This window comes from Pseudomonas soli, from assembly GCF_021283165.2.
In the GTDB taxonomy this organism is placed as follows: Bacteria; Pseudomonadota; Gammaproteobacteria; order Pseudomonadales; family Pseudomonadaceae; genus Aquipseudomonas; species Aquipseudomonas soli.
In genome coordinates, this window is record NZ_CP128543.1 from 5,342,484 (window position 1) to 5,355,484 (window position 13,001).

Annotated in this window: 11 protein-coding genes; 2 read left to right on the forward strand and 9 right to left on the reverse strand. The window is 62.9% G+C overall.

Annotation, left to right across the window (positions count from 1 at the left end; translation table 11 throughout):
* Positions 1 to 256: 256 nt before the first annotated feature.
* The 9 genes from hflC to LU688_RS24725 form a co-directional block, all read right to left on the reverse strand.
* Positions 257 to 1,126, reverse strand: a complete 870-nt coding sequence (gene hflC, locus LU688_RS24685) for a protease modulator HflC (RefSeq protein ID WP_023629896.1) — start codon at positions 1,124 to 1,126, stop codon at positions 257 to 259.
* Positions 1,126 to 2,310, reverse strand: coding sequence for an FtsH protease activity modulator HflK (gene hflK, locus LU688_RS24690; RefSeq protein WP_038706892.1), 1,185 nt, complete (start codon positions 2,308 to 2,310; stop codon positions 1,126 to 1,128). The genes hflC and hflK overlap by 1 nt, the downstream gene beginning before the upstream one ends.
* Positions 2,311 to 2,406: 96 nt before the next feature.
* Positions 2,407 to 3,708 carry a ribosome rescue GTPase HflX gene (hflX, locus tag LU688_RS24695; RefSeq protein WP_023629895.1) on the reverse strand — a complete coding sequence of 434 codons (1,302 nt, stop codon included), beginning with the start codon at positions 3,706 to 3,708 and terminating at the stop codon, positions 2,407 to 2,409.
* An 18-nt stretch (positions 3,709 to 3,726) separates the two neighbouring features.
* Positions 3,727 to 3,987 (reverse strand): RNA chaperone Hfq, encoded by a 261-nt coding sequence (hfq, locus tag LU688_RS24700; RefSeq protein ID WP_023629894.1) that lies wholly within the window; start codon positions 3,985 to 3,987, stop codon positions 3,727 to 3,729.
* Positions 3,988 to 4,081: 94 nt separating this feature from the next.
* A complete protein-coding gene (gene miaA / locus LU688_RS24705) occupies positions 4,082 to 5,053 on the reverse strand; it encodes a tRNA (adenosine(37)-N6)-dimethylallyltransferase MiaA (protein ID WP_094012214.1) in 972 nt (323 codons plus the stop codon).
* A gap of 1 nt (position 5,054) precedes the next feature.
* Positions 5,055 to 6,953, reverse strand: a complete 1,899-nt coding sequence (gene mutL, locus LU688_RS24710; protein WP_038706893.1) for a DNA mismatch repair endonuclease MutL — start codon at positions 6,951 to 6,953, stop codon at positions 5,055 to 5,057.
* A complete protein-coding gene (locus LU688_RS24715) occupies positions 6,950 to 8,392 on the reverse strand; it encodes an N-acetylmuramoyl-L-alanine amidase (protein ID WP_376780524.1) in 1,443 nt (480 codons plus the stop codon). The genes mutL and LU688_RS24715 overlap by 4 nt, the downstream gene beginning before the upstream one ends.
* Positions 8,393 to 8,866, reverse strand: a complete 474-nt coding sequence (tsaE, locus tag LU688_RS24720; RefSeq protein WP_023631735.1) for a tRNA (adenosine(37)-N6)-threonylcarbamoyltransferase complex ATPase subunit type 1 TsaE — start codon at positions 8,864 to 8,866, stop codon at positions 8,393 to 8,395.
* Positions 8,854 to 9,705 (reverse strand): NAD(P)H-hydrate dehydratase, encoded by an 852-nt coding sequence (locus tag LU688_RS24725; protein WP_038706895.1) that lies wholly within the window; start codon positions 9,703 to 9,705, stop codon positions 8,854 to 8,856. Before LU688_RS24725 ends, tsaE begins: the two co-directional genes overlap by 13 nt.
* A 64-nt stretch (positions 9,706 to 9,769) precedes the next feature.
* Between LU688_RS24725 and queG the strand changes: the two genes are divergently transcribed.
* Positions 9,770 to 10,834 (forward strand): tRNA epoxyqueuosine(34) reductase QueG, encoded by a 1,065-nt coding sequence (gene queG, locus LU688_RS24730; RefSeq protein WP_160291360.1) that lies wholly within the window; start codon positions 9,770 to 9,772, stop codon positions 10,832 to 10,834.
* Positions 10,835 to 11,477: 643 nt separating this feature from the next.
* On the forward strand, positions 11,478 to 12,656 hold the full coding sequence (locus LU688_RS24735) for an integrase core domain-containing protein (protein WP_104444790.1): 1,179 nt from the start codon (positions 11,478 to 11,480) through the stop codon (positions 12,654 to 12,656).
* Positions 12,657 to 13,001 lie beyond the last annotated feature (345 nt).

Consider the following 13,001-nt stretch of genomic DNA (forward strand, 5'->3'; position numbering starts at 1 on the left):
TGGCGAGCCGTGAGTAAAGCAGGCATTGACGCACAACAGCGGGCAGCACTGATCCCAGCGCAACCACCGTAGCCAATACCCTCGAATTGCCTTGCGACCTGACCAAACCGTCAACTGGCCGTTTGCCAATCAACCTTGCAGACGCAAAAAAGCCGGGAATTTCCCGGCTGACTCATCATACACCCCTTTTCATTCAGGATGCACCCCACCAGGCATTTTAGCTGCCCGGCGGGGCGAATCCCTCATGAGAGCACGATCAGGGCTTGCTCTTGTCCAGGAAGCGGAAGAACTCGTTCTTAGAATCCAGGACCAGCACGTCGCTCTTGCTGGAGAAGCTTTCGCGGTAGGCCTTGAGGCTACGGTAGAACGCGTAGAAATCGGCGTCCTGCGTGTACGCCTTGGCATAGATGGCAGCTGCCTGGGCATCGCCATCACCGCGGGTCTCTTCCGCTTCGCGGTACGCTTCGGCCAGCAGCACGCGGCGCTGACGGTCGGCGTCGGCACGAATACCTTCGGCCAGTTCGTTACCCTTGGCACGGTGCTCGCGGGCTTCACGCTCGCGCTCGGTGCTCATACGGTCGAACACGCTGCGGTTGACTTCCTTGGGCAGGTCGATGGCCTTGACGCGAACGTCGACCACTTCGATACCCAGCTCCTTGCTGGCCATGCGGTTCAGCGAGGCGGTGATATCCGCCATCAGCGCATCACGCTCACCGGAAACCACTTCGTGCAGGGTGCGTTTACCAAACTGGTCACGCAGGCCGCTTTCCAGACGACGCGACAGGCGCTCGTCGGCGATCTGCTTCATACCCGACGTTGCGGTATAGAAGCGCTCGGCGTCCTTGACCCGCCATTTGGCGTAGGCATCGACCATCACCGCTTTCTTCTCCAGCGTCAGGAAACGCTGGGTCGGCGCGTCGAGGGTCATCAGGCGGGCGTCGAACTTGCGCACCTGGTTGACGTACGGCACCTTCACGTGCAGGCCAGGCTGGACATCGGCCTTGACCACGCGGCCGAACTGCAGCAGTACCGCGCGTTCAGTCTGCGAAACGATGTAGAAGCAGTTCCAGGCGGCGATCGCCAGCACCACGGCGCCGATCAGGGCGAACAGTGACTTATTGCTCATCAGCGGCTCTCCCTGGAACGCAGCGGCGGTTGTGGTTGCAGATCCTGGGCGGCACGCGCGGCGGCGTCATTGACCGACGGCGATACGCTGCTGGACGGCGCTGCACTGGTGCCGCGGCTGCCTTCGACCATCTTGTCCAACGGCAGGTAGAGCAGGTTGTTCTGCCCGTCCTTGGCCGTGACCAGGACCTTGCTGGAGTTGCTGTAGACCTCCTGCATGGTGTCCAGGTACAGACGCTGACGCGTGACCTCCGGCGCCTTGCGGTACTCGGCGACCAGCTTGGTGAAGCGATCGGCCTCACCCTTGGCACGGGCGATGACTTCATCGCGGTAGCCGTTGGCGTCCTCGATGATGCGCTGCGCCTGGCCACGGGCCTCCGGCACCACGCCGTTGGCGTAGGACTCGGCCTGGTTGCGCGCACGCTGCTCGTCCTCACGGGCACGGATCACGTCGTCGAAGGCTTCCTGCACTTCACGCGGGGCTGCCGCGCTCTGTACGTTGACCTGGGTGACGGTGATACCGGTACGGTAGGTGTCGAGGAAACGCTGCAGACGCTCGCGGATGTCCACGGCCATCTGCTCGCGGCCTTCTGTCAGCACCTGGTCCATCGAGGTGGAACCCACCACGTGGCGCAGGGCGCTGTCAGTCGCATGCTGCAGGCTGACTTCCGGCTGGTCGACGTTGAGCACGAAGTCCTGCAGGTTGCTGATGCGGTACTGCACGGTCAGTGGCACTTCGACGATGTTCTCGTCTTCGGTGAGCATCTGCCCCTGCTTGGTGTAGGCCCGCTCGCGGGTCACGTTTTCCATGTACTTGCGGTCGATCGGCGGGAAGTAGATATTCAGGCCGGGACCGACGGTCTCGTAGTACTTGCCGAAGCGCAGCACCACGGCCTGCTCCTGCTCGTCCACGACATAGACGGCGTTGTACAGCCAGATTGCCGCCAGAGCCGCCAGGCCGATGCCCAGCAGCCCGTAGCCGCCACCCTTGCCGATATTGCGGTCACCGCCGCCGCCACGTTTCTTGCCACTGCCGAACATGCCGTTCAGGCTGTCCTGCAGCTTGCGGAAGGCCTCGTCCAGATCCGGTGGACCTTTCTTGTCGCCACCACCGCCGCCACCATTACGGCGGCCGCCCCAGGGATCCTGATTGTTCGAGTTGCCACCCGGCTCGTTCCAAGCCATAGCGCTCTCCATCTGATAAAGCAAAGACGCGCCCACGGCGCGCCGTCCAATGCTACAGAATGCCTGTCACGGCTGCCCGGCGACCTCGACGGGCATTTATTGCAAAGTGTGTTGCTCGACAAACACTTGCGGCTCCATGCCTTCGCGGCTGACCAGGCGATTCAGCTCGACCCTGGGCAGTCGCACGCTCAGCAGGCTGCGCCCTTCTTCATCATGCTCTTCACTCTGCACGGCACCCAGGGCAAAGAATTGCGCGCGCAGGCGGGCAAACCGTTGCTCCAGGCACAGGGTTCCGACATAAAGATCGTCCCCCAGCAACTCGGCAATCGCCTGGCCAACCAGCTCCAGGCCTCGTCCATCGCGTGCCGATACCCAGACCCGCTGCGGCTTGCCATCGGCATCGCGCTGGATCTGCGGCTCGACATCTTCGAGCAGGTCGAGTTTGTTATAGACCTCGAGGATCGGCAAGCTCTCGGCACCGATCTCGCCCAGCACCGCCAGTACCTGTTCGATCTGCTCCATGCGCTCGGGCTCATGGGCATCGATCACGTGCAGCAGCAGGTCGGAGTTGCTCGACTCTTCGAGCGTAGCCCGAAATGCCTCGACCAGCTTGTGCGGCAGGTGGCGGATGAAACCTACGGTGTCGGCCAGCACGATCGGCCCCAGGTCGGCCAGCTCGAGCCGGCGCAAGGTCGGGTCGAGGGTGGCGAACAGCTGGTCCGCGGCATACACATCGGATTGCGTGAGTGCGTTGAACAGGGTCGATTTACCGGCGTTGGTATAACCCACCAGCGACACCGAAGGAATGTCGGCGCGCTTGCGCCCACGACGGGCCTGCTCGCGCTGGCTGCGCACCTTCTCCAGGCGTGCCTTGATCTGGCGCAGGCGCACCCGCAGCAGGCGGCGGTCGGTTTCGAGCTGGGTTTCACCCGGGCCACGCAGGCCGATACCGCCTTTCTGCCGCTCAAGGTGGGTCCAACCGCGTACCAGTCGCGTGCTCATGTGCTCGAGCTGGGCCAGTTCGACCTGCAGCTTGCCTTCGTGAGTACGCGCCCGCTGGGCGAAGATATCGAGAATCAGCCCGGTACGGTCCAGCACGCGACACTCGAAGACGCGCTCGAGGTTGCGTTCCTGGCTGGGCGTGAGGGTGTGATTGAAAATCACAAGGTCGGCTTCGGCCGAATGGACCAGGTCGCGCAACTCCTCGACCTTGCCACTGCCGATCAGAAACTTGGCGGTGGGCTGATGCCGCGCCACTGTCACCAGCGAAACGATATCGGCTCCGGCCGACAGCGCCAGCTCCTGAAACTCCTGCGGGTCTTCGCGCGCCTCAGGGTTCTGACCTTCCAAGTGAACGAGCAACGCTCGCTCACCACCACCGTGGCGCTCAAAGAACAATGCAGGCTCCTACTTTTTTCAAGCGTTGCCTGGCTCGCTGTCGCCGTGCTCACCATCGGTCGGGCTTGGCAGACGAACCGGGCGTGCTGGGACGACGGTCGAAATGGCGTGCTTGTAGACCATCTGGCTGACGGTGTTTTTCAGCAGCACGACGAACTGGTCGAAGGATTCGATCTGGCCCTGCAGCTTGATCCCGTTGACCAGATAGATCGAAACCGGGACTTTTTCTTTTCTCAAGGTGTTCAAGTAAGGGTCTTGTAGCGAATGCCCTTTTGACATATGCCGCACTCCTGTAAGGATCAATAATAGAAAATCAAGAAAATCGATAAATTATGCCGCCCCTTCGCAAGAATAGACGGCAACTGGCAGGGACTCAGCTCAATATGGAGACGGTCCCCAGGTATTTCAAGGTGCGGGACAGATTGTCGCAGGCCAGGCTATCCAGCCAGTGGACGTCGGACCAGCCGCGCAACCAGGTGAATTGCCGCTTGGCCAGCTGACGCGTGGCAATGATACCGCGTTCACGCATCTCATTCTCATTCAGCTTGCCGTCGAGGTAGTCCCACACCTGCCGATACCCCACTGCCCTTATAGACGGCAGCTCGGCGTGCAAGTCACTTCTGGCCCGCAGCGTTCGGACCTCGTCGACAAAGCCCTGTTCCAGCATCTGTGAAAATCGTAACGCAATTCGCTGATGCAAAATGTGACGATCTGTAGGCGCTATCGCCAGGCTGGCGACAGTATAGGGCAAATGCTCGCCCGCGCCTGCGTCTGCGCCGCTACTTTGCGCGTATTGACGCTGACGGTGGGCGGTCATGCTCTCGCCGCTCACTTTGTACACTTCAAGCGCACGGATCAGCCGCTGCGGGTCATTCGGATGAATGCGCGCCGCCGACTCTGGATCGACTTCGGCCAGTTGCCGGTGCAATTCGGCCAGGCCGAGGGCCTGCGCCTGTGCCTCGAGCTCGGCGCGGACCGTGGCATCGGCTGGCGGCATGTCCGCCAGGCCATCGACCAGTGCCTTGTAGTAGAGCATGGTGCCGCCAACCAGCAGCGGGATCTTGCCGCGCGCGGTGATCTCGGCCATGGCTTGGAGTGCATCGGTGCAGAAACGCTTGGCCGAGTAGCTTTCGGCGGGGTCGAGAATGTCGATCAGGCGGTGCGGATGCGCGGCCAGCACTTCCTTGGAGGGCTTGGCGGTACCGATGTCCATGCCGCGATAGACCAGCGCCGAGTCGACACTGATCAGCTCGCAGGGCAGCTTGCTGGTCAGCTCGATCGCCAGGTCGGTCTTGCCGGCCGCGGTCGGGCCCATGAGGAAAATCGCCGGAGGTCTGGCACTCATGTCATCGCCCCCGCAGGAACAGCTTGTCCAGATCGTCCAGGCCCATCTGAGTCCAGGTCGGTCGGCCGTGGTTGCACTGGCCGCTGCGCTCGGTGTTCTCCATGTCGCGCAGCAAGGCGTTCATCTCCGGGATGGCCAGACGCCGGTTGGCCCGCACCGCGCCATGGCAGGCCATGGTCCCCAGCAGCTCGTTGAGGTGCGCCTGGATACGGTCACTGGTGCCGTACTCCATGAGGTCCGCCAGCACATCCTGCACCAGGCGATTAGCCTCGGCCTGTTTGAGCAAGGCCGGGATCTGGCGGATCGCCAGGGTTTCCGGGCCCAGGCGCTGCAGTTCGAAGCCCAGGCGCTGGAACCATTGGGCATGCTCCTCGGCGCAATCGGCTTCGCGCTGGCTCAACGCCAGCGACTCGGGCACCAGCAATGGCTGGCCGCTCAAGCCTTCACTGGCCATGGCCACCTTCAGACGCTCGTACATGATCCGCTCATGGGCGGCGTGCATATCCACCAGCACCAGGCCGACGGCGTTCTCGGCAAGGATATAGATCCCCTTGAGCTGCGCCAGCGCGTAGCCGAGCGGTGGGATATCGCCCTGGCTTTCCGGCAACGCGCTCGGCGCGGCGGCGGCATTGTCCAGGGGGGCGTAGAACTCGCGGTAGGCCGCCTGCGCCTCGCCGGCATTCAGCGGCTGGGAGGGCCTGGGCGTATACTGGTACTGATAGCCCGCGCCCGAACCGCTCGAAGCGAAGCCCCGCTGCTCGCCCTGAGGCTGCTCGAGCACTGGCGAGGCCAGGCGCATTTCGCCTTGGGGGCCGAACTCGCCAGCCTGCAAGCCGCTGGGGCGGACCAGTTCGTCGCTGGCCGCCGGCGCGGCAAGCTGGTCTTCCGGGCGCACATCGGCCAGGGCACGGTGCAAGGTGCCGTAGAGGAAGTCATGGACCATGCGCCCTTCACGGAAGCGCACTTCGTGCTTGGTGGGGTGGACGTTGACGTCCACGCCAGTCGGGTCGCACTCGAGGAACAGCACGAAGGTCGGGTGCCGACCATTGAACAGCACATCCCGATAAGCCTGGCGCACCGCATGGGCGACCAGCTTGTCGCGCACCGCGCGGCCATTGACGAAGAAGTACTGCAGGTCGGCCTGGCTGCGCGAGAAGGTCGGCAAGCCCACCCAACCCCACAGGCGCAGGCCGTTGCGCTCGACATCGATCGGCAGCGCCTGCTCGAGGAAGCCCGGGCCGCAGATGGTGCCGACGCGCCGCGCCCGCGCCATCTCGTCGGCGGCCTCATGCAGGCTGAAGATGGTCTTGCCGTTGTGCCGCAGGTGAAAGCCCACGTCGAAGCGCGCCAGCGCCAGACGCCGGATCACCTCCTGCAGGTGATCGAATTCGGTCTTTTCGGCCTTGAGGAACTTGCGTCGGGCCGGGGTATTGAAGAACAGGTCACGCACTTCGACCGAGGTGCCGACCGGATGAGCCGCCGGCTGCACCCGCGGGAGCATGTCGCGCCCCTCGGTCTCCACCTGCCAGGCCTCGCTCGCCTCGGCAGTACGCGAGGTGAGGGTCAGGCGGGCGACCGAGCTGATCGATGCCAGCGCCTCGCCGCGAAACCCGAGGCTGAGCACACCTTCGAGGTCTTCCAGCTCACGAATCTTGCTGGTGGCATGGCGCGCCAGGGCGAGCGGCAGGTCGTCAGGGGCGATGCCGCTGCCATTGTCGCGCACCCGCAGCAACTTCACGCCGCCCTGCTCGACCTCGACCTCGATACGCCGGGCACCGGAGTCGAGGCTGTTCTCCAGCAGTTCCTTGGCCACCGACGCGGGACGTTCGACTACCTCGCCGGCGGCAATCTGGTTGGCCAGCCGCGGGCTGAGCAGCTGGATGCGCGAGCCGCCACTCATCGCTGGGACGCCAGGGCGGTGGTCGGAATGTCGAGGTGCTGGCCGACTTTCAACTCATCGCTTTTCAGGCTGTTGCTGCTGCGCAGGGCGGCAACACTCACCTGGTAGCGCACGGCGATCATCGCCAGGGTCTCGCCCGGTCGCACGGTGTGCTCACGCGGGCCCTCGGCGATCTTGCCGCTGTCACGCAGCCAGGCAATGTAGGTGCCAGGCGGCGGGTTCTGCTGGAAGAACTGACGCACACCGGTATGGATCGAACGCGCCAAGGCCTGCTGATGACTGCGGGTAGCCAGCTTGGCCGCCTCGTTGGCATTGGAGATGAACCCGGTTTCAACGAGGATCGAAGGGATGTCCGGCGACTTCAACACCATAAACCCGGCCTGCTCCACCCGCTGCTTGTGCAGCGGCGTGACCCGGCCCATGTTGCCAAGCACCTTCTGCCCGACATTGAGGCTGGAACTGAGGGTGGCGGTCATCGACAAGTCGAGCAGCACGCCGGCCAGCATGCGGTCCTTGTCGTCGAGGCTGACGTTGCCGGCACCGCCGATCAGGTCGGAGCGGTTTTCCGTGTCGGCCAGCCAGCGGGCGGTCTCGGAGGTGGCACCGCGGTCGGACAGGGCGAACACCGAGGCGCCGAAGGCAGCCTTGGACGGCGCGGCGTCGGCGTGGATCGAGACGAACAGGTCGGCGCCCTTCTTGCGGGCGATCTCGGTGCGCTTGCGCAGCGGGATGAAGTAGTCGCCGGTGCGGGTCAGCTCGGCGCGATAACCCTTCTCGGAGTTGATCTGGCGCTGCAGTTCCTTGGCGATATCCAGCACGATGTCTTTCTCGTGCTGGCCACGCGAGCCGGACGCGCCCGGGTCTTCGCCGCCGTGGCCGGCGTCGATGGCGACCACGATGTCACGCTTGCCACTCGGTGCCGGTGGCAACTTGATCGCCGGCTGCGCCGGGGTGACGGGCACCGCCGGCGTGGTGGCCGGTGGCTGCGGTGTCGGCGGCGGTGTCGGGTTGCTGGCGGCGATGGCGTCGGCTTCCTGGTCGTACAGGTCGACCACCAGGCGATTGCCATACTGGGCGTTCGGGGCCAGGGTGAAGCTCTTCGGCGACACGGCTTTCTTCAGGTCGACCACCACGCGCAGGTCGGTGGGCGTGCGCTGGGCCGAACGCACGCTGGTGATCGGCGTGTTCGAGGTGGAGACGTTCAGCGGCGCCCCCAGGGTGGCACCGTTGATGTCGATCACCAGACGATCGGGAGCGGTGAGGGTGAAGACGCTGTGCTGCACAGGCCCGGACAGGTCGAAGACCAGCCGCGTGTTGTCCGGAGCGCGCCACAGGCGCATGCTCTTGACTTGAGTGACGGCCAGAGCGTCAACGGTCACCGCGGTCAGCAGCAGCCCAACGACAGCGACCAGTGCGCGTATGCGCATACCTTTCCCCACTTACTGTATGAATTCTTTGGCCAGAACGGCACACCAGGCTTCGCCGCGTGCCCCCTGCGGCGACAGGTTCAGCGAACGTCCGCCCGCTTGCGGGCTTATGGTAATGGTCAGGTCGGGCTTTGGCAAAACGCCCGCACCTTTATCGGGCCATTCGAACAGGCACAATGCATCGCCCTCGAAATAATCGCGAATGCCCATGAATTCAAGCTCTTCCGGGTCGACCAGACGATAGAGGTCGAAATGGAAGGCGCGAACATCACCTATCTCGTAGGGTTCAACCACGGTAAATGTCGGACTTTTCACCGGGCCGGTATGACCCAGGCCCCGGATCAGCCCGCGGGACAGGGTGGTTTTGCCGGCCCCCAGGTCGCCCTCGAGAAAAATCACACCATGACCTTTGGTCACTTCGGCCAGTTTCGCGCCAAAGGCGACGGTGGCGTCCTCGTCGCCCAGAAACAGGGTTATGCCTGACACGCTGAATGCTCCTCCAATAACGCTCTAATGACCGGCACCAGATCACTGGCCGCCAGCCCTCTACCTTTGACACCCAACCGCTCGCCGGCGCACGCATGCAGCCACACCCCCAGGCACGCGGCCTGCCAGGCATCCAGCCCCTGGGCCAGCAAGGCTGCCAGCACGCCAGTCAACACATCGCCCAATCCGGCACCGGCCATGGCTGGGTGCCCACGGCCGCAAAAAGCCAGTTGCCCGGCAGGGTCGGCCACCAACGTGCCGGCGCCCTTGAGCACACAGACGCTGGCGTAACGACGCGCAAGCTTGCGCGCCGCACCCGGCCGGTCAGCCTGCACCGCCTCGGTGGAAATCCCCAGCAGGCGCGCGGCCTCGCCGGGGTGCGGGGTGAGGATGCTGCCGCTGGGCAGTGCCAGTGGCGTGCGCGCCAGCAAGTTGAGCGCATCGGCGTCCCACACCTGTGGTCGGTGGGCATTGGCCACCGCCGACAACAGGCTGCGCCCCCACCCGGCCTGGCCGAGGCCAGGGCCGACCACCAGCACCGTGGCACGCTCGAGCAGCGGCATCAGCTGGTTGGCCGAGCTCACGCCCAGCCACATGGTCTCGGGCAGGCGTGTCAGCCCCGCAGCTACGTGCTCGGGGCGGGTGGCGACGCTGACCAGGCCGGCGCCGCAACGCAACGCCGCCTCGCCACTGAGCATGACCGCGCCGCCTGTGCCCAGGTCGCCGCCGACCACCAGCACATGGCCGAAATCGCCCTTGTGGGCATCAGCAGCACGTGGCGGCAACCTGGCCAAGGTCAGGCTGCTGAGCGGTAATGGGGGGTGTTTGGTCTGAGGCATGGGGTCAAAGGCTCCGATGTCTGGCAGAATTATACGCACCTCCGCTTGTAATGCTTGTTCATACATGTCCGCCGACCTTCCAGACATCGCCACACTGGCCCAATCGATCAAGGATTGGGGCCGCGAACTCGGTTTTGCCCATGTCGGCATCGCCGGTGTCGACCTTGGCGAGCACGAACAGCACCTGCAGCGTTGGCTGGCCGCTGGCCACAATGGCGAGATGGAGTACATGGGCGAGCATGGCAACAAGCGCTCGCGCCCGGCCGAGCTGATACCCGGCACCTTGCGGGTGATCTCGCTGCGCATGGACTACCTGCCCGGCGACACGCAGATGGCAAAGCGCTTGGCGGACCCTGAAAAAGCCTACATCTCGCGCTATGCCCTGGGCCGCGACTATCACAAGCTGGTGCGCAAGCGGGTGCAGCACTTCGCCGACCGCATCCAGGAAGCCATCGGCCCGTTCGGCTACCGCGCCTTCGTCGACAGCGCTCCGGTGCTGGAGAAAGCCCTGGCCCAGGAGGCCGGCCTTGGCTGGATAGGCAAGAACACCCTGCTGCTCAACCGCAAGGCGGGCAGCTATTTCTTCCTCGCCGAGTTGTTCGTCGACTTGCCGCTGCCGATCGACGGCGTGCAGGGTAGCGATCATTGCGGGCGGTGCCAGGCCTGCCTGGACATCTGCCCGACCCAGGCGTTCGTCGGGCCCTATCAGCTCGATGCCCGGCGCTGCATCTCGTACCTGACCATCGAATTGCGCGGGGCCATTCCAATGGAACTGCGTTCATTGATCGGTAACCGAGTGTTTGGTTGCGACGATTGCCAGCTCGTCTGCCCGTGGAACCGTTTCGCCAAGACCACGACCGAAGACGACTTCATGCCCCGCCGGGGGCTGGACAATATCGAGCTGGCCGAACTGTTCCTGTGGGATGAAAAGCGTTTTCTCGGCTGCACCGAAGGCTCGCCATTGCGCCGGGCGGGGTATGAACGGTTCCTGCGCAACCTCGCGGTGGGGCTTGGCAACGCCCCGTCGACCATCCCCGTGCTGGAGGCGCTCAATGCGCGGCGGGATGATCCTTCGGAGCTGGTACGCGAACACGTGGAATGGGCCCTGGCTCGCCACAACGCCCTTTGAAGCTCGCTGCTTCGACTTTGCCTTTGCCTTTGCCTTTGTCTTTGCCTTTGGCGATCAAAAGGTCAACCCCATAGCCTGCGAGCGCCAGCTGCGCCAGTGCAGGCGCCGCCCGTAACTTCGCGACTTCAGGAGGCCGAACGCAGGTCTTGCGGAGGGAGGTGACGGGCATGAATGCCCGTCAAGCGCTGCGCCCCAGGATGGGGCGTTCAGCGCGGTCCTCCCGGGAGTAAGGCCGGAGTGAGGGAACCCGGAGCGAAGCGGAGGGCCGGATGAATGGAGCGCAGCGTTTTTTGGTTACTTTTTGTCGCGTTTGACAAAAAGTGACTCGCCGGGTGGCGAAAGGGTGACTATGCGTCATTATAGCAAATGAATGCGCTTACAACTGTAAAAACCCACGCCAATCGCATTTAACTTTGACTTTGACTTTGACTTACACAGCGTGTGTCTCGAAAGTTATATGCGCATTCATTTGCGATGGTGACGCATAATCACCTTTCCGCCCTTACGGCGGGTCCCTTTTCGAAGGATCAAAAAGGGACCAAAAAATCCTCGCGGGTATGACTCACCCACATGGGTTACAAATCAGTTCACGCACATAGGTAACAGTCTTTAACTGGCAGGGTCGGTTTTCGAGGATCTGACCATGCCTTGGCGAGAGCTGAAACCTATGGACCTTAAAATGCTTTTCATTGCGGATTACCTGCAGGGGCCGCCCAGCTTCAGCGCCCTGTGCCAGGCCTACGAGATCAGCCGAAAGACCGGCTACAAATGGGTCGAGCGATATGAGAAAGAGGGGCCTTCGGGGCTGGAAGAACGCAGCCGCCGCCGGTTGAACCAGGATTGGGTCGTACCCGCCGCAGTTCGCGAAGCCATCATCGAATTGCGCAGTCGAGGCGAAACGGAACCGGGGCCGAAAAAGATCCAGGCTGCGCTGCAGGAGCGTTTCCCTGATCAGGCGCCGCCCTCGAAGACAGCGATCTACAACATCCTCAAGAAAGCCCAATTGGTCAAACCACGCCGCTTACGTCAGCGTGTAGCGGTCTATCCCAAGCCCCTGGAGAAGGCCGAGTCGCCTAACCAGCTGTTCAGTGCGGACTACAAAGGTCAATTTCTGACAGGTGCAGGCGTCTGGTGCTATCCGCTGACGATCATGGATCACGCCAGTCGTTTCCTGCTCGCCTGCCACAGCATGCCCAATACCAACCTGCTGGAAACCCAGGCCGTTTTCACCCAAGTGTTCCGAGAGAATGGTTTGCCTGAGCGGATTCGTACCGATAACGGTGTGCCGTTTGCCAGTAAGGGGCGTGCGGGACTTTCTCAGCTGTCGATCTGGTGGCTGCGTCTAGGCATCATTCCCGAGCGCATTGCGCCTGGTCGGCCTGAACAAAATGGCCGCCACGAGCGCATGCATCGAACGCTCAAAAGCACGCTCCCATCGCCGCCGGCAGTGGCCTGGGAGGCTCAACAACGGCACTTTGATCGCTTTCGGCAGCACTACAATCACGAGCGCTTGCATGAAGCGCTGAAGCAGAAAACACCGGCGTCTTGCTACCAGCCATCTCCACGCCCATTCCCTGAAAAGCTCCCCGAAATGACCTATCCCAGTCATATCGAGAGCTTGCCGGCTGATAGCTCCGGCATCATCAATCGCCGGGGCTTGAGGATCTACGTAGGTTATGTGCTCAAGCACCAGACCATTGGACTGGAGCAGGTTGGGGATGGCGTCTGGGATGTTATTTTCGGTCCCATCATCCTTGGCAGAGTCGATGTGCGGGATGCCACTGATGGTTATGTAACACTCAAGGTGTTGTCACCTATGTGAGTGAACTTTTGTGTAACCCATGTGGGTGATCCGTACACGCTCCATTCATCCGGCCCCTACGCTTCTCTCCGGGGTCCCCTCACTCCGGCCTTGCTCCCGGGAGGACCGCGCTGAACGCCCCATCCTGGGGCGCAGCGCTTGACGGGCATCCATGCCCGTCACCTCCCTCCGCAAGACCTGCGTTCGGCCTCCTGAAGTCGCAATTTGTGTCGCCTGAACTATCGCGCACCTAGAAGCAAAAGCAGATCAAGATCAAGATCAAGATCAAGATCAAGAGCAGCAACTCTTCTGAAAAATGGCTATATAGCTACAGTTACAGTCCTGCCAGAAAAATTCTGAATACAG

Coding starts and splice junctions, on each gene's coding strand:
- LU688_RS24725 (WP_038706895.1), bottom strand. CDS start 9,705: ATGCCTCAGACCAAACACCCCCCATTACCGCTCAGCAGCCTGACCTTG.
- mutL (WP_038706893.1), bottom strand. CDS start 6,953: ATGAGTGGCGGCTCGCGCATCCAGCTGCTCAGCCCGCGGCTGGCCAAC.
- hfq (WP_023629894.1), bottom strand. CDS start 3,987: ATGTCAAAAGGGCATTCGCTACAAGACCCTTACTTGAACACCTTGAGA.
- queG (WP_160291360.1), top strand. CDS start 9,770: ATGTCCGCCGACCTTCCAGACATCGCCACACTGGCCCAATCGATCAAG.
- hflC (WP_023629896.1), bottom strand. CDS start 1,126: ATGAGCAATAAGTCACTGTTCGCCCTGATCGGCGCCGTGGTGCTGGCG.
- hflK (WP_038706892.1), bottom strand. CDS start 2,310: ATGGCTTGGAACGAGCCGGGTGGCAACTCGAACAATCAGGATCCCTGG.
- LU688_RS24735 (WP_104444790.1), top strand. CDS start 11,478: ATGCCTTGGCGAGAGCTGAAACCTATGGACCTTAAAATGCTTTTCATT.
- miaA (WP_094012214.1), bottom strand. CDS start 5,053: ATGAGTGCCAGACCTCCGGCGATTTTCCTCATGGGCCCGACCGCGGCC.